Below are 21356 nucleotides of genomic sequence, written 5' to 3' on the forward strand. Positions count from 1 at the left end.
ATATCCTACAAGATTTCTAAAGATCTGGACAGCAGAAAAGATACTTGTACTGAAATTTAATGACAACATATAAAATGAAAAAGTATATAACCAAAATTGTGATGATCGCTATTTTGATCGCCACAGTAATATCCTGTAAGGTTTCGAAGGATATTGAAACTCCAAAAGATGCATTTCCTGAAAATTTCAGGAATGCATCAACTTCAACCGATACAACAAGTATTGCTGATTTGGAGTGGAAAAATTTCTTTACAGAAAAAGATATTATTCAATTGATTGATAGCGCGGTGGCCAGAAATAACGATTTACAAATCGCTACAAAAAACATCGAAATTGCACAATACAGATTCACACAATCTAAATGGGGAAATGTTCCTCAGGCCAATTTATTTGTAAATGCAAGTACAAGCAATCCGTCTGACAATAGTTTTACAGGAATGAACCTGAACCAGGCTTTAGGTCAAAAACATATTGACGATTATTCTGCAGGAGTTTCACTTTCTTGGGAAGCTGATATTTGGGGAAAAATCCGCAGTCAGAAAAAAGGTGCTTATGCAAGTTACCTTCAATCTGAAGAAGTAAAAAAAGCGTTGCAGACTAATATTGTTGCGAATGTTTCTAAAGGATATTATAATCTTTTGATGTTAGACGCGCAATTGGATATCGCTAAGAAAAATGTACAACTAAACGATAGTACAACCAATATAATCAAACTAAAATTTGATGCCGGACAAGTTACTTCGTTAGGAATTCAACAATCTGAAGCACAAAAATTAACTGCTGCACAATTGATTCCTTTATTAGAGCAAAATATTGCTATTCAGGAAAATGCTTTGAGTGTTTTGACAGGATCATTTCCAAATTCAAAACAAAGAAGTATTAAATTAAGTTCAATTGAAGTAAAAAACAATACAGCAATCGGAATTCCGTCTTCATTAGTAAGCAGAAGACCTGATGTAAAAAGTGCTGAATTGGCTTTAAAAGTTGCCAATGCAAACGTGGGAATCACAAAAGCAGATTTGTATCCTTCGCTTAAAATTACCGCTCAAGGCGGAGTAAATTCGTTCGAAACCAGCAATTGGTTCAATATTCCGGCTTCATTATTCGGAACTGTTGCAGGAGGTTTAACACAACCTTTATTGAACAATAAAAGAGTTCGAACTCAATATAATATTGCTGTAGCCGAAAGAGAAAAAGCAGTTTTAAATTTCAGACAATCGGTTTTAGTAGCCGTTAGTGAAGTTTCAGACGCTTTAGTAAAAGTAGAGAAATTACAGCAGCAGGAATCTTTCCTTAAAGAAAGAGTAAAAACCTTGCAGCAAGCCATTAAAAATTCGAATTTGTTATTCAAAAACGGAATGGCAGAATACCTTGAAGTTTTATCTGCGCAATCTAATTTATTGCAAAGCGAGCTGGAACTGGCAAACATAAAAAGAGAGCAACTTTCTGCTAATACCGAATTATATCGTGCATTAGGCGGCGGTTGGAGATAATACCCGTTTATTTAATTATTTATTTGAGATGCGCTGCGAGACTTCGGTTTTGCAGCGTTTTTTTTTGTTGTTAGAATGCAGATTAAACAGATTCGCGATGCGAAGACGCGGATTTGAACGGATTTTTTTTAATCAAAGTTGTGTCATTTCGACCGGAGGAGACCCGAGCGATAGCGAACAGGCGAAGCAAATCACATAACGTTTACACGTAATACTTTCCCTTTTGGATGTGATTTACAGCTCGTAGCTCTCTGGATGTGATTTCTCCCTCCGGTCGAAATGACACAAAATACGATTATTATCCAAAAAAATAAAACTTCCAATCTTTCCTCTTTATTCTTTCCTCTTTATTCTTTCCTCTTTATTCTTTCCTCTTTATTCTTTCCTCTTTATTCTTTCCTCTTTATTCTTTCTTCTTTCCTCTTTCCTCTCCCCTCTCCCATTCAAAAATCTAAAATCAACTTCTGTCCCAAATGCCCCTAAAAAAGTCGCAAACATGTATTAAAATAAAAAAATAAGAATTGTAAGTTTGTAATACATTAACTAATAACTATTTAATATTAAACCAATGAAAAAAGCAAAAATTATTTTTTGGATTACTACTATTCTTATTTTTTTATTTGAAGGCGTTATGCCGGCACTTACTTCTCAAAGTGAATTAGCAAAAGAAGGAATTAAACATTTGGGATATCCTGAGTATTTTGGGAATGCTTTGGTTGTTTTCAAAATTCTGGGCGTTTTGGTTTTAGTAATTCCACAAGTTTCAAATCGTGTTAAAGAATGGGCTTATGCCGGTTTTGCTTTCGATTTTATATTCGCTTCAATAAGTCATTTTGCGGTTGACGGAATTGGTTTTGAAGGCTTTTTTCCTTTAATCGTTTTATTGATTCTGGTAATTTCTTATGTGTACCATCATAAAATTGAGCGTTACAAAAACATCGCTTTGTAAATTCAGAAAACGATGATAGAGGTTTTTAAAACAAATGTTCAGGAAGTCGAGCACTCTCAAATGATTGTGGGAAAGCTTCTTGAACATTTCCCAAATAGTATCATCAATTTCGATCTCGAAGATTGCGACAAGATCTTGCGAATTCACGCTTCATCAATTTCAAATCATAAAATTATCGAATTGCTCAATTCGTACGGATACCATTGCGAAGTTCTTTTATAAATTATTCAAAACCTTAAAACTTTAACTGTCAGAGTTTTAATATATAATTGTAAATTTGGGTTATCAATCATTAAAATCAATCAACAAATGAATATACCTAAGAATCATCAGACAGTAATGCCGTATTTAATTTTAAACGATGCATTAAAATTTATAGATTTTACGAAAAATGTTTTTAATGCCGTAACATTACAAGCTCCTCATTTGAGAGAAGACGGAACGGTACAGCATGCTGAAATTACCTTAAGCGGAAGTACAATTATGGTAACCAATGTAACCAAAGAGTGGAAACAAGAAACGGCAAATTTGTTTGTATATGTTCCCAATGCCGATGAAAGTTTTAATAAAGCAATTGAACACGGTGCCGAAATACTGATGGGATTAAGCAATCAGGATTACGGAAGAACTTGTGGGGTAAAAGATCCGTTTGGAAATGTGTGGTGGATAACATCTGTAGATAAACTTACAATCTAAATGAAAAATGAAAGCAACAGTTCAAAAAAATATTGTTGAAACATTTAAAAAACTAAACGAAAGTGTTTCTTCTTTTTCACAGGAAGAATTTAATATTGCTCCGTATAAAGGAAGCTGGACCGCAGGACAAACTGTTGAGCATATTATTAAGGCCTGTTCCGGTTATCCTAAATTATTTGCCGGAAATAAGAAAAATACCATTCGAAAACCTGATGACAATATCAAAGAACTTGAAGGCATTTTTTTAAACTTCAATATAAAAATGGATTCTCCTGATTTTCTTAAACCTGAGATTATCGACTATAATAAAAATTCTCAAACTTTAGCTTTGCTTAAAATAGAATCGGAATTATTAAACAGCTGCGAAACGTATGATTTAACGTTGACATGTCTGGATTTTCAACTTCCCCATTTTGAACAATTCACGATTTACGAATGGATTAGTTTTGCTCTTTTTCATGCTCAAAGACACACCAAACAACTCAATGCTATTTTGCATTACATGACAGAATTATAAAAGATATTATATGAAATCAAAAACCGGAGCTGTATTTTTATCAGGATTAATTTCTGGTACACTCGACATTCTTGCAGCCATTTTTTTCTACGCTATTGTTTTTCAAAAAACAACTGCCATAAAAATTCTACAATCTATTGCAAGCGGTGTTTTTAAAAAAGAAGCTTATACAGGCGGAGCACAAATGACATGGTACGGATTAGGTTTTCATTTTATTATTGCCATCCTTTTTGCGTGGTTCTATTTTACGATTTATCCTTATCTCCCATTTTTAAAAAAGAATGCATTATTGTCCGGAATTATTTATGGTATTTTTGTCTGGATTGTAATGAATCTGATTGTTTTGCCAATTGTATTTCCGTTATTGCCTGAAAAGCATTTCGACTTTCCGTTGATTTTATCTGTATTGATTTTAATCTTTTGCATCGGATTTCCAATCGCGTTTATTGCTCGTAAATATTATATTTCAATACGATAATTTTAAATGCTTTAGTTTTTTAAACACATAGAAACATAGATTTTTGAGGTGAAAAAGGCGTTTCACTTGTCTAAACAAACATAGTAAAGAACAGGTGAAACCTGAAATCTGAAACAAAAAAAACCTGAAACAAAAAAAGCGACACCAATATTGGTGTCGCTTTTTTTATATGATTAAAACTTATTGCTAAACTTTTCTTCTTCCGCTAATTAATGAAAGTATAAATAATACAATAAATATGAAGAATAAAACTTTTGCAATACTAGCGGCTCCGGCAGCAATTCCTCCAAAACCAAATATTCCCGCTACTATAGCTAGAATAATAAAAATGACTGTCCAACGTAACATATGATTTATTTTTAAGTTTATAAAATGACTTATTTAGTCTGTTTGTTATATCAAATTTCTTTCTTAAAAACAGCTTCGTTTAACTCTATCCAATTTTTTTTTATCGCAAAAAAATATGATACACAATAAATTTTAAATTTTAGTAAAAGTTTCATAATTAAACATTTAACTTTATAGAATTTCCATAAAAACGCATTTGAGTTAATTTTTTAGTGGATTGGATTAATCGACACTTCATGTAAATTTTAATTTTATATCAAATAAGAATAAGGAAGAATTTTACAAAAGGAAGTAACCATTTTTAAAGCCCTTTTTTATATTTATTATAGAGCTGCTAATAAAAAATTGCGGTTGCTAATGTGAACTTAAACGACTTATTAAACGAACTAAAAAGAATCCTCATGAAAGCAATATCTAACAAATCGAAAATCGTTTTCTTATCGACTTTTCCACCAACTCAATGTGGAATAGCTACTTATACGCAGGATACAATAAAAGGAATTACCGATGTATTTGGTAAATCTATAGCTTGTGAAATTTGTGAATTGGTTGATAAACCAAATGCAAACTCAACACAGGCCTTTACTTTAAACACAAAAAACAGAGAAGACTATACTCGAGTTGCTGAGGAAATTAATGCTGACGAAAATGTCAAATTAGTTCATATTCAACATGAATTTGGTTTATTTTCAGGGAACTACGGAGATCATTTATTAGATTTCTTAAATGTGATCAAAAAACCCGTAACGTTTACATTTCACACCGTGCTTCCTGGTCCTAATGACGAATTAAGAACATTTGTAAAATTGCTTTTAAGCTACAGTAATTCAGTATTTGTGATGACCAACAGATCTGAAGAAATATTAATTAATGATTACGAAATTCCAAAAGAATATATCACTACTATTTCTCACGGAACTCACGTTGTGGTTTACGAAGCACCGGAAACTGCTAAGGCAAAATTTGGAATCGAAGACAGAACCGTACTTTCTACTTTCGGTCTTTTAGGCGAAGGAAAAAATATTGAAACCGGTTTAAGAGCTTTAGGTAAAATTGTCGAAAACACGCCAAATGCACTTTATTTAATTATTGGAAGAACACATCCAAATTTAATTATCGATGGCGTAGATACGTATCGTGAAAAACTAGAAAGCATAGTTGATGAATTAAACTTACACAACAATGTTCGTTTCATAAATCAATATCTTGAAACAGAGGAACTTTTAGAATATCTACAGGCAACTGATATTTATATGTTTACCTCAAAAGATCCAAATCAGGCGGTAAGCGGCACATTTTCTTATGCCATGAGTTGCGCCTGCCCGATTGTAGCTTCAAAAATTCCGCATACAAAAGAAGTACTAACAGAAGATTCAGGGATTTTAGTTGATATTGGAGATGAAAATCAATTTGCTCAAGCTGCCATTAAACTGCTTAATGACGAAAATCTAAGAGAAGAAATGGGGAAAAATGCTTTCAGAAAAACCAGAGCATCTTCTTGGGAAAACATCGGTATTGCACACATGAATACCTATAAAAAATTAATGGATAAATCATCTGATGTTAAATTCAGTTATCCGTCAATTCAATTAGCGCACGTCAAAAAAATGACGACAGAACTTGGAATTATTCAGTTTAGTAAAATTTCTATTCCTGATCTTGAGTCCGGTTATACTTTAGATGATAATGCCCGTGCTTTGGTTGCAATTTGTATGCACTATAAATTAACCGAAGACAAAGATGATTTACCATACATTTTAATTTATCTTGACTTTATAGAACGTTGCCAGAAACCAAAAGGTAATTTCATGAACTATGTCGATCAAAATAATCGTGAACATATCGAGCAAAATGAAGAAGTCAATTTAGAAGATTCAAATGCACGCGGAATCTGGGCTTTAGGAACTGTAGTTTCTATCGGAAACATATTGCCGGAATCTATTACTAAAAAAGCCTCTAAATGTTTGTTAAACTCCTTAAAATGGGCCGAAAGTATTCAGTCGCCACGTTCTATTGGTTTTGCAACAAAAGGTTTGTATTTATATCATAACGCTGTTCCTAATTTATATGTAGCGGCTATTATCAATAAATTGAATGCAAAATTGTTGTCTAATTATGAAATTCATGCTACAAAAGACTGGAAATGGTTCGAAAATTATATGACTTACGGTAACGGAATTTTACCTGAATCGATGTTGTATGCTTATTTGGTAACCAATAAACCAATCTATAAAAAAGTGGCTCTGGAATCGCTGGATTTCCTGATTTCGAAAACTTATAATGGCGATAATTTCAAAGTAATTTCAAACAACGGCTGGTATCACAAAGATTCTGAACCACACGGATATGGCGAACAACCAATTGATGTTTCGTACATGATTCAGACTTTAAATTCATTTTACAGTGCGTTTAAAAATCCGGAGCATAAACAACAAATGAAAATTGCATTTAACTGGTTTTTAGGTAAAAATCATTTAAACCAAATTATGTACAATCCCGTTAGCGGAGGCGGATATGATGGTTTAGAAAAAGAAAATGTAAACTTAAATCAGGGAGCAGAATCTACGGTTTGTTATTTAACTGCCCGATTAATAATGGAAAATCTTAAATTATCAGAAAGCAAAGTGATTCCGCTTATGAAAGCTAAAACAGGAGTTGCTATTAATCAATAAATTTTTAACTAATTATATATTCCAAAAAACTAAATTTTCTACTATTACCCTAAAATCCCTTTCTCACAAAGGGATTTTTTGTTTTTTATATCTAACAGAATCATCAAATTTTTAGTCTTTTTTAAATCACCTGCTTTAATCGTTTTAAAAATAAGCATTAAATATTTTGCCTATCTACTAATAGGTAGTATCTTTGTTGAAAATTTTATTGCTATGAAAACAAGAGAAGTAATTATAGACAAAGCAGATCAGTTTATTAGAAACAAAGGGTATAATGCCTTTAGTTTCAAGGATATTTCTAATGATATAGGCATCAAAACCGCTTCAATTCATTATCATTTCCCTACAAAATCAGATCTTGGTGTAGCAACAATAAAAGAACATATTGCCAGAACTCAGGCTTTAAAGGAAAAAGTTGCCAATGAATCTCCATTAATAAAACTGGAAGCTTTCTTGGCCGTTCAGACACAAATAAAAAAAGAAAATAAAGTCTGTATTGTGGGTTCATTAGCAACAGACTTAAATACACTTGACGAATCCATAAAAACAGAATTAAAACTATTTGCCCAAATCGTAATAACCTGGCTAACGGAAGTTTTAACCGAAGGAAAAGAGCTTAAAATTTTTGATTTTGAAATGGCTCCAAGAACAAAAGCAATAATGATAATAACGAATATGGTTGCCATTGTGCAGCTTTCAAGACTTACAAACGATAATGATTTTGAATTGGTAAGAGAAACAATATTAACAGAATTAAGACCTAAGCAATAATGAAAAGAGTAGTAATAACAGGATTAGGAGCTGTAACTCCTATTGGAAATAATGTTCAGGAATACTGGAATTCCTTAATTAACGGAGTTAGCGGTGCAGCTCCAATAACAAAATTTGACACCACACAATTTAAAACCAAATTTGCATGCGAAGTTAAAAACTTTGATGCCCAACATATTTTTGAAAAAAATGAAATCAGAAAATACGATCTCTTTACGCAATACGCATTGTATGTAACAGATGAAGCCGTAAAAAATGCAAACATAGATTTTGATTCTTTAGATAAAAACAGAATTGGCGTTATATGGGGTTCCGGCGACGGTGGGGTTTCTACTTTTGAAGAACAAATTGGAGAATACAAATTAGGCAACGGAACACCAAGATTTAGTCCGTTTTTCATTCCAAAAAGAATTATCAATATCGCTTCAGGAGCTATTTCTATAAAATACGGTCTTCGAGGCATTAATTATACCACAGCTTCAGCTTGTTCTGCCAGTAATACAGCCATTATTGATGCCTTTAATTACATTCGTTGGGGCAAAGCAGATATGATTATTAGCGGCGGTTCTGAAGCTTCTATTTCAGAATCTTCAATTGGCGGCTTTAATGCTTCAAAAGCGTTGTCGACATTAAATGATGATTTTACTAAAGCCTCACGTCCTTTTGATGCAACCAGAGACGGATTTGTTTTGGGCGAAGGCGCTGGCGCAGTTATATTGGAAAGCTATGAACATGCAATAAAAAGAAATGCTGTAATTCTTGCTGAAATTGTTGGTGGCGGATTAGCCGGAGATGCTTATCATTTAACAGGAACACATCCTGATGGCGAAGGTGCCATTTTAGGAATGCAGCTTGCGCTTGAAGAAGCTGAAATTACACCGGACAAAATTGATTATATCAATGCACATGCAACCTCTACTCCAACCGGAGATTTAAGCGAACTTAAAGCTATGGAAAAAGTATTTGGTATTAATCCAAATGCAAATATTAGTGCAACAAAATCAATGACAGGACATTTACTCGGTGGCGCCGGAGCAATTGAAGCTATTGCTTGTATAAAAGCAGTTCAGGAAAACATAGTGCCACCAACAATAAATACGCAAAACATAGAACCGGACTTTTTAAACAAGTTTAATCTAACACTTGGAAAAGCACAATCGAGAACTGTGAATTATGCCATGAGCAATACATTTGGTTTTGGCGGACATATAGCGAGTTCAATCTTTAAAAAATTTACAGAATAATGTAATGCTGCATTTTACAGCTTAATTAAATAAAACTCAATTTCAAAAAATCCCTTTCACGTAAAGGGATTTTTTTTGTTTTTAAAAGATTTGAGTAACGTCAACTTATAGCAATTATTGTATAGTTATGTTAATTATATAAACATCCAAAAAAGTTGTGTAAGAATTTTTGTTAACTAATGAGGTAATTTTATTTAAAAATAACGAAGGAAAATTAAATATGTTAAATATTGATTTTCAGAATTCTAAACTCACCTAAAACATACTATTGTGATTGCAAACTTAAAAAATACCTTCGCAGATATAGGAAATGCAACTTTGTTTGCAAAGCAGTTTTTTAAGGAAGTTTTTATACCTCCTTATGAGGCCAGACAATTTGTAAAACAATGTTATATTATAGGATATAAATCATTGCCTTTGGTTGCGATCACAGGCTTTATTATGGGCTTGGTACTTACGCTGCAATCAAGACCAACTTTGGTAAAATTTGGAGCAGAATCCTGGTTACCGGGAATGGTAGCACTTTCGTTAATTCGTGAAATTGCTCCTGTAATTACAGCTTTAATTTGTGCGGGAAAAATATCATCAGGAATTGGTGCCGAATTAGGTTCGATGAAAGTAACAGAGCAAATTGATGCGATGGAAGTTTCTGCTATTAATCCGTACAATTATTTGGTTGTAACACGCATTTTAGCCTGTACATTAATGGTTCCATTATTAGTATTTTTTGCTGATGCAGTGGGAATTATAGGCGGGTATATTGGAATCAATATTCATGGCGACGTTAACTTTTATCGCTATCTCACACAAATTCTCCAATCATTAGCATTTCTGGATCTTATTCCGGCAACGATAAAGACTTTTTTCTTTGGATTTTTTATTGGAATGATTGGATGTTATAAAGGATTTAACGCCACAAATGGAACTGAAAGTGTTGGAAAAGCAGCAAACTCAGCCGTTGTAACTGCTTCTTTAGCCATTTTTATAATTGATATGGTAGCTGTACAAATAACCGACTTATTTTTTTAAAGATGATTAAGGAAGAAAAAAATATAGAGAAAGAACCAAAAGTTAAAAGCAAAGCTCCCATAATCGAGATTAAGAATTTGCACAAAACATTTGGTAAAAATAATAAGATCTTAAAAGGAGTAAATCTTACTGTAAATCAAGGTGAAGATTTGGTGATTTTAGGCCGTTCAGGTTCAGGAAAATCAGTAACTATAAAATGCATTGTAGGTTTAATTGAACCGGACAAAGGCGAAATTAAAGTTTTTGATGAAAACGTTTTGAATCTTAAAAAAAGTGAACTAAACGAAATCAGAGTCCGAATTGGGTTTCTGTTTCAAAGTGGCGCTTTATATGATTCAATGTCGGTTCGTGAAAATTTAGCCTTCACTCTAAAAAAACATAAAAGAGATTTAACTCCGGAAGAAGTTGAAGCTGAAGTTGTTGAAGCACTTGATAATGTTGGTCTAAGCGATGCCATAAACAAAATGCCATCTGAATTATCCGGTGGAATGCAAAAGAGAATTGGCTTGGCAAGAACCCTAATTCTGAAACCTGAAATTATTTTATACGACGAACCAACAACCGGTTTAGATACAATAACATCAAGAGAAATCAGTGAATTAATATTAGATATAAAACACAAACGTAAAACAACATCGATCATTATTACACACGATATGGCTTGCGCCAAACTTACTGCAGACCGCATTATGGTGCTAAAAGATGGTGTAATACACGCTGAAGGAACTTACGAAGAATTAGAGGAAAGTGAAGACGAATGGGTACGCTCATTTTTTGAATAAAACTTAAAAATAAAAATAGAAATCATGGATAAGCAATCTGGATATACTTGGAAATTAGGAATGTTTGTAACAGTTGGATCGTTGCTTTTTATAATAGCAATCTACTTCATCGGAAAACAAAAAAATCTATTTGGATCAACATTTCATATCACATCTCAATTTAAAACGGTTAGCGGTTTAGAGGTGGGAAATAATGTTCGTTTTTCAGGAATCAATATTGGAACAGTCGAAGAAATCAGGCTAATAAACGATTCTTCTGTTGTGGTTTCAATGGTTATTAAAGATGACGTTCGCGAATTTATAAAAACAGATGCTCGTGCCAGTATTGGTTCTGACGGATTAATGGGCGATAAAGTTCTAACTATTTCTCCGGGTGTTAAATCTCAAAAAATAGTTGAAAATAATGGTGCAATCGCTTCTGTAAACGGAATAGAAATGGCTGACCTTATGAAAAGCGTTAAGAAAAGTGTAGACAATGTGGGTGTAATTTCTGATGAGTTAGCGATTTTCAGCCATAGCATGAATAACGGTAACGGTGCATTAGCCAGATTAGTCCGCGATGAAAAAATGGCTAATAGCGTTTCGAATACGCTTAATAATTTAGAATCCGGTACAAAAGGCTTTAGTCAAAATATGGAAGCAGCAAAAAGCAACTTCTTATTTAAAGGTTATTATAAAAAGAAAGAAAAAGAGAAAAAGAAAAAAGAAGAAGAACTGAAAGAGAAAAAAGAAGAAGAACAGAAAAAAGCTGAAAAAGCAAAAGAAGAGAAAGAAGAAAAAGCCAAAGAAGATAAAGAAAAAGCCGAAGCCGATAAAGCAAAAAAGTAATTTAAATATACGCCTATGAATTTCTCATATAAAAACATTGCCATCAAAACACTCAAAGTGTTGGGAATAGCAATAGCATCTATTTTGCTATTGCTATTTCTCATTCCGTTACTTTTTCCCGGAAAAGTAGCTTCTGAAGTAAAAAAAATTGCAAACGAGAGATTAGATACAAAAATGGAATTCTCGAAATCGAGACTTTCGTTTTTTACGCATTTTCCATCATTAACCGTTTCGCTTGATGATTTGTCGCTTACAGGATCTGCTCCTTTTCGTAATGATACTTTGCTTAAAGCAGATCAGGTTGCGTTTGGAATAAACTTAAAAAGATTACTTTTTGACAATGAAGTAAAAATCAATAAACTATACGTTTCTAAAGCCTTAATAAATGTAATGGTAAACCAAAAAGGCCAGGCCAACTACAATATTTATATTGCTCCAGAAGATGACAAAGAAGATAAAAACAAAGCAAATAAACCTGAAGAAGGAACCGCAATTCGTTTAGAACGTATTGATTTTGAAGATTGCCACGTTAAATACAACGATCGTTCTGCCAAAATTCTGATTGATGCAAAAGGTTTTAATTATGTTGGAAAAGGAAATCTAAGCGAAGATATTTTCGATTTAAATACAGATGCTAAAATTGACAATATCGATTTTTACTACAACAGAACCGCTTATCTGAGAAAAAAAGAATTACGCGCTGATTTAATTACGAGAATCAATACGCATGCACTTTCATTTATTCTTCAAAAAAATGAATTGCGAATTAATAAACTGCCTTTACAATTTACCGGTTTGTTTACCATTTTAAGAGATGGTTATAAAATTAATATAAAAGCCGCTTCAAAAAATTCAACTTTAAAAGACCTATTTTCTGTAATGCCACCGGAATATTTAGCCTGGATGGAAGAAACCGAAATTTCGGGTAAAAGTGATTTGCTTTTTTCTTTTAAAGGAGATTATAATGTTGCAAAAAAACAAAAACCGGATTTGGCATTCAATCTAAAAATTAATGAAGGCGCTATAAATTATCAAAATGCCCCTGCCCCATTAACCGATTTTCAGATGAATCTAAATGCGATTTTGCCTTCGCTTGATGTCGAAAAATTACTCATAAACTTAAAAACCTTAAAATTTAAAGTTGGTGAAAAAGATTATTTCACCGCTTATTTACACAGCAAAGGTTTTACAGAAATGAACGTAGATGCAAGTGTAAAAGGCGCATTAGATCTTGCCACCGTAGATGCAGCGATTGGCTTAAACACTATGGAATTAAAAGGAATTTTGAAAACCAATATTCAGGCAAAAGGTATTTTTAGCACATCAAAAAAACTATTTCCTAAAACCATTGGCGGAATTTCATTGCGAAATGGCTGGCTAAAAACAGATTCTTATCCAAACCCAATTACTGATATTACTTTTATTGCCAATGTGCTCAACAAAGCCGGAACATTTCAGGATTTGATTGTGGCCGTTGCACCCGCTTCATTTGTGTTTGAAGGAAATCCGATGTATGTAAATGCAACGCTTTCTGACTTTAGTGATTTGGCTTATAATGCAAAAATAAAAGGCGAACTTAATGTGGGTCGCATCTATAAAGTCTTTTCTCAAAAAGGAGTTGAGATTACGGGTTATGCAAAAGCGGATCTTTCGCTAAAAGGAAAACAAAGTTATGCTACAACGGGACAATACAGTAAACTGGATAATCGCGGAACTATTATTCTTAAAAATATAAAAGCAACTTCTGAACTTTTCCCGAAAGCATTTTTTATTAAACAGGGAAATTTCCGTTTTCAAAATGAGAAAATGTGGTTTGAAAAATTTGATGCTTTTTACGGAAAATCTGATTTTGCCATTAATGGATATCTTCTTAATACGATCAATTACTTTTTAGAATCACACGGAACTTTGAGCGGAGATTTTAACCTGAAATCAAAACTGATTAATGTTGATGAATTTATGGCGCTCGAAAAAGGAGAAAATACAGATCGAAACATTGAAGTTGACTATGCCAAAGAAGATCATCCGAAAATGAGCGGTGTCGTCATAATTCCTAAAAACCTAAATGTAGGACTTAAAACAGACGTTGATAAAGTTGAATATAACGGACTTGTTTTGAATAAGCTTAATGGAAAAGTTGGTATTACTAAAGGCGGTTTTTATTTAGAAAAAACAACTTTTAATATCATCGATTGCATTTTAGGACTTGATGCTTCATACAAAGATGAGTCGCCAACATCTGCACATTTTGATGCTCATTTTACAGCCAAAGATTTTAGTGTACAACGAGCATACAAAGAAATTCCGATGTTTCATGATATGGTTACGGCTGCTGAAAAAGCAGAAGGAATTATTGGTATCGATTATAAAATCAAAGGCGATTTAGACGGAAATATGGGACCTATTTATGAATCTCTTGAAGGTGACGGAATTTTGAATTTGAGAGATGTAAAAGTAAAAGGTCTTAAACTTTTTGACGGAATTAGTTCTAAAACGGGACAAGATGGTTTAAATAATCCTGATATGAAAGGCATTGAAATTAAATCTAATATCGATAATAATTTAATTCATATCGAGCCATTTACTTTTAGTGTTGCCCGTTTTAAACCCACCATTAAAGGAACTACAAGTTTTGACGGATTGTTAGATTTAAGAATGCGATTAGGACTTCCGCCTTTTGGTTTAGTAGGTTTTCCTATTACGATTACGGGAACGCATGAGGATCCTAAAATTAAAATTTTCAGCAAAACCGGTCAACAAATTTTTGACGCCGTTTATGACGAAAAAAATAATAAAGTCATCCGGAAAGAAAAGGTAAGTAAACGAAAAAGTTAAAATCAAATGAAAAAGAAAAAACAAGGCGGCAATAGTGCTTTCGAAAAATTTGCCTCAAAAGTTTCAAAAGCAGCAGGAAGTACAACTGCTTTTATTAGTGCTTTTTTAATAGTTGTAGTTTGGGCTATTTGTGGTCCCATTTTTAATTATTCTGAAACGTGGCAACTGGTTATAAATACAGGAACGACGATTATTACTTTTCTGATGGTTTTTTTAATTCAGAAAGCTCAAAATAAAGATTCGCTGGCTATTCAATTAAAATTAAATGAATTGGTGGCTTCAAATGAATATTCGAGCAACAGCCTTGTCGATATTGAAAGTATGACGGAAGAAGAAATGATTATCGTTCAAAAATACTATCACAGACTTAGTGAACTTGCTAAAAAAGACGAAAGCGTGAGAACCTCGCATTCTATTGCCGAAGCACACGAACAACACGAACGTAAAGACAAAAACAGAACGAAATTGCGTACCCAAAAAATCACAAAAAAATGAAGCTACGCTCAACAGAAACTTTCTGGCCTCTAAAACATGCGATGGATATTAGTTATCCGTCGTTAGAATCAGATATAGAAACTGAAATTTTAATTATTGGCGGCGGAATAACCGGTGCTTTAATCGCTTACAAACTCATAAACGAAGGAAAAAAAATTATCCTGGTCGATCGCAGAGATGTTGCCAACGGAAGCACGGCTGCCAGCACGGCTTTACTGCAATATGAAATTGATGTTTCGCTACATGATCTTATAAAATTAAGAGGCGAAAAATGTGCCCTTGATAGTTATAATAACGGTAAAAAAGCAATTTTTGACTTGCGAACTATTGTTGATGACATAAAAAGCGATTGTCAGTTTGAGTTTAAAAAAAGTATTTATTTTTGTTCGCTCAAAAAAGATCTTCCATTTCTAAAAACAGAATTCAAAAGCCGTAAAGAACATGGTTTTGATGTTACCTGGCTCGAAAAATGGGATTTAGAAAAATTAGGTTTAAATGCACTTGCCGCAATAGAATCTAAAACAGCTGCGGTCATGGATCCGTATAAATTAGCGCAGGATTTATTGGAGTATTGTGAGAAAAAAGGAATGCAGATTTTTGATCGTACCAATATTACTTCCGTTCACAAACACAAAAATAAACTTGTAGCACACACAGATGACAAATTTGACATTACCGCAGATCATATCATTCGTTGCAGCGGTTACGAAAGCACTGAAACTATTGCTGAAAAAATTGTCGATTTAAAAAGTACTTATGTCATAGCATCTGAAAATATTCCTGAATTATCAAGTGCTTTTAAAAAGGCTATTTTTTGGGATACCTCAACGCCTTATTTATATTTTAGGGCAACTGCAGATAACAGAATCATAGTAGGCGGCGGCGATGAAGAGTTTAAAGATCCTAAAAGACGAGATAAACTTTTACCAAAAAAAGAACAATTTCTGCTAAAGAAATTCCAAAGAAAATTTCCGAAAATCAACTTTAAGATAGATTATTCCTGGGCAGGAACTTTTGGAGAAACCAAAGATGGTCTTCCCTATTTTGGAAAACCTAATCCTGAAAAAAACGAACATTATGTTCTTGGTTTCGGAGGAAACGGAATCACTTTCAGCGTTATAGGCATGAACTCAATTTTATATTCGATTGAAGATAAAAGCCATCCGGATTTGGAGTATTATAAATTTCATAGGTAGTTTTTAAGGTACTAAGGTTCTAAGTTACTAAGATTCTGAGTTTTTTCTCTTAGTACCTTAGCAACTTAGAACCTTAGCGACTTTACAAGACTAACTCCATCTGAATATTACAACGTTTATAAGGCGTTGCTAAACCGGAAATTTTTTGAAAACCCAGTTTATGATATAAATTAATAGCCGGTTTTAAGATTGTATTGCTTTCGAGATATAATTTTTTGGCACCTTGTTTTTTGGCACTTTCAACAATTGCTTGTCCTAAAAGCCAGCCAATATTTTTGCCTTGTGCTTTGGGAGAAACCGCCATTTTTGCCAGTTCAAAATCATAATTTTCATCCTTCATTTTAATCATGGCGCAAACACCAACAGGTTCATTTTGGTATAAAGCAACAAAAATCTTTCCGCCTTTGTCTAATATATATTCTTTTGGATGGTCTAATGCTTTATAATCTGCTTCCTCCATTTCAAAATACGTCGAAATCCATTCTACATTCAATGCCCTAAACGCATCCTGATATTTAGGCTCGTATTCAACAATTTGAACATCCTGACTTTCTCTTGTTTTTTTATGCTCGTTTACTCGTTTAAACAATGATTTTTGCTCCAGTAAAAACTCCCATTCTTCAAGCGCCGCCCATAAATTATGGTTTGATTCTGCAATTAAAGATTCAACAGCAGCTTCTACATCAATACATTGCAGTTTTATTTTCTGAGACAAAAGCAAACCTTCCTTCGTTAAAACAACAATGTTCCTGCGTTTATCATTGGTTTTCTCATTTTCCTCTACCAAACCAGCAGTAATCATTTCCTGAACAATCTTACTTACCGAAGGTTGAGAATGTCCAATTTCATTCGCAATTTCCGTAATTGTTATTTCCCTTTCTTCCGTCAATACATAAAACACCGGAAACCATTTGGGCATAAAATCTACACCATAAAGTTCATAAATTTTCGTCGCATCATCTGTGATACTTGCTGTCATTAATCGTAATCTGCTTCCTAAAGCAACCTTACCAACTTTGTCAAAAAAATCCATAATATAGTTGATTACATAATTAGTTATGCAAATATATTCTTTTTTTAGATATTAAGGTTCTTAGGAGCTAAGTTTCTAAGTTTTTTTCTGAATTTAGAATAAATTCTAAGTAATTATTTATTGACATTACTTCAATAACGACGAAAGACGCACTCCTGTGCGTCTCTACGGAAAATCTTTTTTTTATTTTTGAAAATACCTCAGCAACTGAACATCTAAGCCACTTCACACATTTAAGAAAACCTTAGAAACTTAGTCACTTAGTACCTCAGCACCTTAAAAACTAAGCTGTAATGGCCAGCGGATTCAAATTAAATTTATATTCTTTTGGGCTGCAATTGAATTTTTGTTTGAAGATTTTAGAGAAGTAGCTTCTGCTTGTAAAGCCAATACAGTATACAATTTCTGATATATTTAAGTCTGAAGTTCTAATTAGGATTTCGGCTTTTAGAACTCGCATGTGTGTTATGTAGTCGTTTACAGTTCGGTTATGAATCATTTTAAAACCTTCCTGCAATTTATTTGGCGATAAACCTGATCTTTTGCTTAATGATTTAATCGTAAAGGCTTCTTCAGGATTTGCTTTTATGGCTTCAGAAAGTTCTTTTATTTCTTCCATCTCCCGTAAAGTCAAACAATTGGCATCTTTAGAAGCAGCAAGTAAATCGTCTGTATGTTGTTGAATTTCCATAGCCAGGATAATTCTTAATATTCCTTCTTTCAATAAATTACGAACAATTCCTTTTTGATTTATGGCGTTTAATTGTTCTATTTTTTCGGCAATTCTTAAATTATATGAACCTAAATAGAAGAAGTCTTCCGGAGTATTTTCATCAAAAAAAGTTTCTTTTACTTTTTCATTAAGACAATTTGTTTGCTTGTTTCCTGTTTGAGTACCAACAATAATCAAAGTGAATTTAGTTTTAGTATCTTTTTCAAAAAACAAAACATGTTCCTGATCTTCTTTTGAGGAAAGAATAGCAGTTTGAAACGTTTTCAATTTTCTTTCTTCACCCAAAATGCCAAAACTGTGAGATAAATTTCCTTTAGAGCAATATGCAAAATAAACAGGAGACGCTTTCAAATTCGTTATATTCATTCTCACATCAACGGCAAAAGTCATGTCAAACTGAATGTACGAAATGTCATCGTTAAATGAAGAGCCAATAATAGATCCCTTTGCAAAATTATTGTTGACTTCTAAAGTATATTCGTCTAAATCGAATGTTACTTTTCCGCCAACATTTAAAGCTAACTCTTCAAAAATATTATTTATTCTCTCTGTATTTATCTCAACTATTTTCATTTTGCGTGGATTTAAAATTCTAACTTTATTTGTGATAGATTTTTAAATACTATAGAATTCGTTGTAGAAGATTGAATTCAAAGAAAAATCTATAATTCAAAGTTCGTTTAATCATGCATCGAAAATGTTATATAATTTTTGTATTATGTTTTATAATTATCTCTAAATGATTATTTTAACATTAAACCTTTTCGCTAAATTAATTCATAATATGAAGAGTTTTTCATTTGCCCCAATAACTTCTGAAAATGCTAACATTTTGATTTTAGGCACAATGCCCGGAACAAAGTCGTTAGAATTAAATCAGTATTATGGTCATAAACAAAATAATTTCTGGAAATTTATGTTCACCATTTTAAAAGAAGATTTTTCAGATGATTATCAAATCAGGAAAGCTCTTTTACAAAAAAACAATATTGCTTTATGGGATGTTTTGCAATTTTGCGATCGAATTGGAAGTTTGGACAGCGCTATTAAAAATGAAATTGCCAATGATTTTGAGTCGTTTTTAAAAACACATCCAAACATAAAAACAATACTTTTTAATGGTCAAAAAGCGGCTGCATTTTTCAAAAAATATGTTCATTTAAATAAACCTTATAATTTAATTACACTTCCCTCATCAAGTCCGGCAAATGCAAGTCAATCCTTCAATTTGAAGTTGGAAGAATGGAAAATAATTCAAAGTTTCATATAGAAAACAAGAACGTTTGAATTCTATAATATTATAGCTTTAAAATGTAACAAAAAGAAACTGCTGTACTATAATTTTACCATAGGTTTTGAGATATTTAAATAATTGAAAATCTCGTATTTTATAAAGACTCACTATTTATAAAGTACAATAATAGATACGATTATAAAAATATTGGTTGTTAGTTTATTTTAAACAAAAGCTATTCTTTTAGAGTAGCTTTTGTTAATTTAACACCTTATATTTAATGTAAAAAAGTCATGAAAGTTCAAACTTATTCAAACCACATCAGGTTTTATCGTTGGCACCATTTTGTCTACTATCCTATTCTTATACTATTTTTAATAGCAAGTATTTATTTTGCTTTTCATTCAGATGAACCTTTAATATGGTCCTTTATTAGTGTTGGTTTTGTGTTTTTATTTTGTCTGGCCTTTATGTTACGCCAGCATTACGCCCTTATTTTACAAAACAGGATCGTTCGGTTAGAACTTCGTTATCGCTACTTTACACTTACAGGAAAAAGGCTCGAAGAATTTGAATATAAATTAACCGATGATCAGATATTTGGTTTACGTTTTGCTCCTGATAATGAATTACTTCAACTTATCGAAGATGCAATAAAAAACAACTTAACAGGCGATGCCATCAAAAAAGCAATTGTACACTGGAAAGCTGATTATAACAGAGTTTGATCTTTTTGATCTTTTGAAGTTCTAAGATTCTGAGATGCTAAGGTTCTAAGATTTTTGAACTTTTCTTTTTAGATTGAACAAAATATAAATCAAAAAAAGTAGTAACCAAACGGTTATAATAACACCGAAAAAAATCGCAATAATTGACGGATGAAGATAATTTGGTTCATAAAATAACTTGTCAAGTGTTGTAAATTTTTCTGTTAAAGCCTTTCTGTCAAAATTATTTCTAATCGCATTTAGCGGTTCATTATTATGCTCTTTATAATAATAAACATCTGCTGTAAGCTGTTTAGGAACAATATGGGTTTCGATATTATATTTTTTCAATAAAGTATCCAGCTTTTTAAAATTATTAAGCAGCGAATCCTGTTTGTATTTATAAATCAATTTATATCGTTTTACAGCTGATTTGTATTTTTGTTTATCTATAGAAACCTCATCAATAGCTTTAAACAAAGAGTTATTCTCTAAAAAAACACAAATATCTTCGTCATATCTTGGGTTTACTTCCATTCCCCTATAGACAATTTCAATACTGTCCTTAGTTGTTTTCTTAGTAATGATTCTTTGTGTAAACACCTCTTTATAAACAACTAAACTATCTAACAGAGGGTTAATTCGACGCGCTATTTTAGTATATTCTGCTGTAAGCATTTTCAAAGTATCAATACTATAATACTTGCTTTCTGTAATATAGTTATCATCTGATATTTTGGTACTGTCGATTTCTTCTTTAACCGGATAAGGTTTTGGATATAAAATATTTACGGGATTAAACAACTTCTCAGAACTATACGAAGTATAATTATATAAAAACGGATTTAAAACATTGAGTAAAGTTTTGTCTTTATTGAAATTAGTTTCAGGTAATTCTGTTTTCAATTTTGCATTCAATCCAAAACTATAACTTATAAAAAAAGAGAAACTCAAAAAAGATACGAGCAATAATAGTGAACCGACTTTAAAAAGCATAACAAACGAATATTGCTGTTTAGAATGATTTCTCACTAAAAAAATCAGGAAGAAAAACAAAAACAATCCGCTAATAAAAAAGTGGGAAATCGAAACATCATCATAAAACTTGAATCTGTAAAACTCCGTATAAATATCAATATTCCTAATTCCTTCAAATTGAAAATAGCCATATAAAAAATATCCAAAATGTATTAAAAGCAATAATACAAAAGACTTGATAAAGAACTGTTTAAGTGTTTTAGTCATGTTTTTTTAGGTTATTACTCTCAAATATAGAGAATCAAAACTACAGGATTGTGTTTTTTGGGCTTTAAAAT

General features: G+C 32.3%; 21 protein-coding genes. 17 read left to right on the forward strand and 4 right to left on the reverse strand.

Annotated features, from left to right (window positions below; genetic code table 11):
- Positions 1–74 precede the first annotated feature (74 nt).
- The 6 genes from GKZ86_RS09095 to GKZ86_RS09120 all read left to right on the forward strand — a co-directional run bounded on the left by GKZ86_RS09095 (position 75) and on the right by GKZ86_RS09120 (position 4133).
- A complete protein-coding gene (locus GKZ86_RS09095; RefSeq protein WP_154782800.1) occupies positions 75–1493 on the forward strand; it encodes a TolC family protein in 1419 nt (472 codons plus the stop codon).
- 568 nt (positions 1494–2061) lie between these two features.
- On the forward strand, positions 2062–2442 hold the full coding sequence (locus GKZ86_RS09100) for a DoxX family protein (RefSeq protein ID WP_154782801.1): 381 nt from the start codon (positions 2062–2064) through the stop codon (positions 2440–2442).
- A 12-nt stretch (positions 2443–2454) separates the two neighbouring features.
- Positions 2455–2664 carry a hypothetical protein gene (locus GKZ86_RS09105; RefSeq protein ID WP_154782802.1) on the forward strand — a complete coding sequence of 70 codons (210 nt, stop codon included), beginning with the start codon at positions 2455–2457 and terminating at the stop codon, positions 2662–2664.
- Positions 2665–2751: 87 nt separating this feature from the next.
- Entirely contained in the window at positions 2752–3138 is a 387-nt protein-coding gene (locus tag GKZ86_RS09110) for a VOC family protein (protein WP_154782803.1), read from the forward strand.
- A 7-nt stretch (positions 3139–3145) separates the two neighbouring features.
- Positions 3146–3655: a DinB family protein gene (locus GKZ86_RS09115; protein ID WP_154782804.1), complete on the forward strand. Its 510-nt coding sequence runs from the start codon at positions 3146–3148 to the stop codon at positions 3653–3655.
- A 10-nt stretch (positions 3656–3665) separates the two neighbouring features.
- Entirely contained in the window at positions 3666–4133 is a 468-nt protein-coding gene (locus GKZ86_RS09120) for a DUF1440 domain-containing protein (RefSeq protein WP_154782805.1), read from the forward strand.
- Positions 4134–4319: 186 nt separating this feature from the next.
- On the opposite strand, the gene GKZ86_RS09125 is transcribed toward GKZ86_RS09120, so the two are convergent.
- Complete coding sequence (locus GKZ86_RS09125; protein WP_042565425.1) at positions 4320–4481, reverse strand: DUF1328 domain-containing protein; 162 nt, start codon at positions 4479–4481, stop codon at positions 4320–4322.
- A 401-nt stretch (positions 4482–4882) separates the two neighbouring features.
- Between GKZ86_RS09125 and GKZ86_RS09130 the strand changes: the two genes are divergently transcribed.
- The 9 genes from GKZ86_RS09130 (at position 4883) to GKZ86_RS09170 (ending at position 16333) form a co-directional block, all read left to right on the forward strand.
- Positions 4883–7153 carry a glycosyltransferase gene (locus GKZ86_RS09130; protein WP_154782806.1) on the forward strand — a complete coding sequence of 757 codons (2271 nt, stop codon included), beginning with the start codon at positions 4883–4885 and terminating at the stop codon, positions 7151–7153.
- Between the two features lie 213 nt (positions 7154–7366).
- Positions 7367–7924, forward strand: coding sequence for a TetR/AcrR family transcriptional regulator (locus GKZ86_RS09135; RefSeq protein WP_154782807.1), 558 nt, complete (start codon positions 7367–7369; stop codon positions 7922–7924).
- Positions 7924–9168 (forward strand): beta-ketoacyl-ACP synthase II, encoded by a 1245-nt coding sequence (gene fabF, locus GKZ86_RS09140; RefSeq protein WP_154782808.1) that lies wholly within the window; start codon positions 7924–7926, stop codon positions 9166–9168. Before GKZ86_RS09135 ends, fabF begins: the two co-directional genes overlap by 1 nt.
- A gap of 270 nt (positions 9169–9438) precedes the next feature.
- On the forward strand, positions 9439–10197 hold the full coding sequence (locus GKZ86_RS09145; protein WP_194632494.1) for an ABC transporter permease: 759 nt from the start codon (positions 9439–9441) through the stop codon (positions 10195–10197).
- 2 nt (positions 10198–10199) lie between these two features.
- Positions 10200–10979, forward strand: a complete 780-nt coding sequence (locus tag GKZ86_RS09150; protein WP_154782809.1) for an ABC transporter ATP-binding protein — start codon at positions 10200–10202, stop codon at positions 10977–10979.
- Between the two features lie 24 nt (positions 10980–11003).
- Positions 11004–11807, forward strand: a complete 804-nt coding sequence (locus tag GKZ86_RS09155) for an MlaD family protein (RefSeq protein ID WP_154782810.1) — start codon at positions 11004–11006, stop codon at positions 11805–11807.
- A 15-nt stretch (positions 11808–11822) separates the two neighbouring features.
- On the forward strand, positions 11823–14642 hold the full coding sequence (locus GKZ86_RS09160) for an AsmA family protein (protein WP_154782811.1): 2820 nt from the start codon (positions 11823–11825) through the stop codon (positions 14640–14642).
- 6 nt (positions 14643–14648) lie between these two features.
- Positions 14649–15137: a low affinity iron permease family protein gene (locus tag GKZ86_RS09165; RefSeq protein ID WP_154782812.1), complete on the forward strand. Its 489-nt coding sequence runs from the start codon at positions 14649–14651 to the stop codon at positions 15135–15137.
- The gene (locus GKZ86_RS09170) at positions 15134–16333 is read left to right on the forward strand and encodes an FAD-binding oxidoreductase (RefSeq protein ID WP_154782813.1); all 1200 of its coding nucleotides are present in this window, start codon (positions 15134–15136) and stop codon (positions 16331–16333) included. The genes GKZ86_RS09165 and GKZ86_RS09170 overlap by 4 nt, the downstream gene beginning before the upstream one ends.
- Before the next feature lie 82 nt (positions 16334–16415).
- Here the strand turns inward: GKZ86_RS09170 and GKZ86_RS09175 are convergent, their stop codons facing one another.
- The gene (locus GKZ86_RS09175; protein ID WP_154782814.1) at positions 16416–17366 is read right to left on the reverse strand and encodes a bifunctional helix-turn-helix transcriptional regulator/GNAT family N-acetyltransferase; all 951 of its coding nucleotides are present in this window, start codon (positions 17364–17366) and stop codon (positions 16416–16418) included.
- Positions 17367–17649: 283 nt separating this feature from the next.
- A complete protein-coding gene (locus tag GKZ86_RS09180) occupies positions 17650–18672 on the reverse strand; it encodes an AraC family transcriptional regulator (RefSeq protein ID WP_154782815.1) in 1023 nt (340 codons plus the stop codon).
- A 211-nt stretch (positions 18673–18883) separates the two neighbouring features.
- Here GKZ86_RS09180 and GKZ86_RS09185 point away from each other — a divergent pair, with 211 nt between their 5' ends.
- Positions 18884–19369: a DNA-deoxyinosine glycosylase gene (locus tag GKZ86_RS09185; protein ID WP_154782816.1), complete on the forward strand. Its 486-nt coding sequence runs from the start codon at positions 18884–18886 to the stop codon at positions 19367–19369.
- A 257-nt stretch (positions 19370–19626) separates the two neighbouring features.
- Entirely contained in the window at positions 19627–20061 is a 435-nt protein-coding gene (locus tag GKZ86_RS09190; protein WP_154782817.1) for a DUF6526 family protein, read from the forward strand.
- A gap of 45 nt (positions 20062–20106) precedes the next feature.
- On the opposite strand, the gene GKZ86_RS09195 is transcribed toward GKZ86_RS09190, so the two are convergent.
- Positions 20107–21285, reverse strand: coding sequence for a hypothetical protein (locus GKZ86_RS09195; RefSeq protein ID WP_194632493.1), 1179 nt, complete (start codon positions 21283–21285; stop codon positions 20107–20109).
- Positions 21286–21356: the final 71 nt, after the last annotated feature.

Source organism: Flavobacterium sp. LC2016-13 (genome assembly GCF_009707955.1).
Classification (GTDB): domain Bacteria; phylum Bacteroidota; class Bacteroidia; order Flavobacteriales; family Flavobacteriaceae; genus Flavobacterium.

What these genes read in the sequence shown, in the direction of transcription:
- GKZ86_RS09095 (WP_154782800.1), top strand. Translation starts at nt 75, where the DNA reads ATGAAAAAGTATATAACCAAAATTGTGATGATCGCTATTTTGATCGCC.
- GKZ86_RS09100 (WP_154782801.1), top strand. Translation starts at nt 2,062, where the DNA reads ATGAAAAAAGCAAAAATTATTTTTTGGATTACTACTATTCTTATTTTT.
- GKZ86_RS09105 (WP_154782802.1), top strand. Translation starts at nt 2,455, where the DNA reads ATGATAGAGGTTTTTAAAACAAATGTTCAGGAAGTCGAGCACTCTCAA.
- GKZ86_RS09110 (WP_154782803.1), top strand. Translation starts at nt 2,752, where the DNA reads ATGAATATACCTAAGAATCATCAGACAGTAATGCCGTATTTAATTTTA.
- GKZ86_RS09115 (WP_154782804.1), top strand. Translation starts at nt 3,146, where the DNA reads ATGAAAGCAACAGTTCAAAAAAATATTGTTGAAACATTTAAAAAACTA.
- GKZ86_RS09120 (WP_154782805.1), top strand. Translation starts at nt 3,666, where the DNA reads ATGAAATCAAAAACCGGAGCTGTATTTTTATCAGGATTAATTTCTGGT.
- GKZ86_RS09125 (WP_042565425.1), bottom strand. Translation starts at nt 4,481, where the DNA reads ATGTTACGTTGGACAGTCATTTTTATTATTCTAGCTATAGTAGCGGGA.
- GKZ86_RS09130 (WP_154782806.1), top strand. Translation starts at nt 4,883, where the DNA reads ATGAAAGCAATATCTAACAAATCGAAAATCGTTTTCTTATCGACTTTT.
- GKZ86_RS09135 (WP_154782807.1), top strand. Translation starts at nt 7,367, where the DNA reads ATGAAAACAAGAGAAGTAATTATAGACAAAGCAGATCAGTTTATTAGA.
- fabF (WP_154782808.1), top strand. Translation starts at nt 7,924, where the DNA reads ATGAAAAGAGTAGTAATAACAGGATTAGGAGCTGTAACTCCTATTGGA.
- GKZ86_RS09150 (WP_154782809.1), top strand. Translation starts at nt 10,200, where the DNA reads ATGATTAAGGAAGAAAAAAATATAGAGAAAGAACCAAAAGTTAAAAGC.
- GKZ86_RS09155 (WP_154782810.1), top strand. Translation starts at nt 11,004, where the DNA reads ATGGATAAGCAATCTGGATATACTTGGAAATTAGGAATGTTTGTAACA.
- GKZ86_RS09160 (WP_154782811.1), top strand. Translation starts at nt 11,823, where the DNA reads ATGAATTTCTCATATAAAAACATTGCCATCAAAACACTCAAAGTGTTG.
- GKZ86_RS09165 (WP_154782812.1), top strand. Translation starts at nt 14,649, where the DNA reads ATGAAAAAGAAAAAACAAGGCGGCAATAGTGCTTTCGAAAAATTTGCC.
- GKZ86_RS09170 (WP_154782813.1), top strand. Translation starts at nt 15,134, where the DNA reads ATGAAGCTACGCTCAACAGAAACTTTCTGGCCTCTAAAACATGCGATG.
- GKZ86_RS09175 (WP_154782814.1), bottom strand. Translation starts at nt 17,366, where the DNA reads ATGGATTTTTTTGACAAAGTTGGTAAGGTTGCTTTAGGAAGCAGATTA.
- GKZ86_RS09180 (WP_154782815.1), bottom strand. Translation starts at nt 18,672, where the DNA reads ATGAAAATAGTTGAGATAAATACAGAGAGAATAAATAATATTTTTGAA.
- GKZ86_RS09185 (WP_154782816.1), top strand. Translation starts at nt 18,884, where the DNA reads ATGAAGAGTTTTTCATTTGCCCCAATAACTTCTGAAAATGCTAACATT.
- GKZ86_RS09190 (WP_154782817.1), top strand. Translation starts at nt 19,627, where the DNA reads ATGAAAGTTCAAACTTATTCAAACCACATCAGGTTTTATCGTTGGCAC.
- GKZ86_RS09195 (WP_194632493.1), bottom strand. Translation starts at nt 21,285, where the DNA reads ATGACTAAAACACTTAAACAGTTCTTTATCAAGTCTTTTGTATTATTG.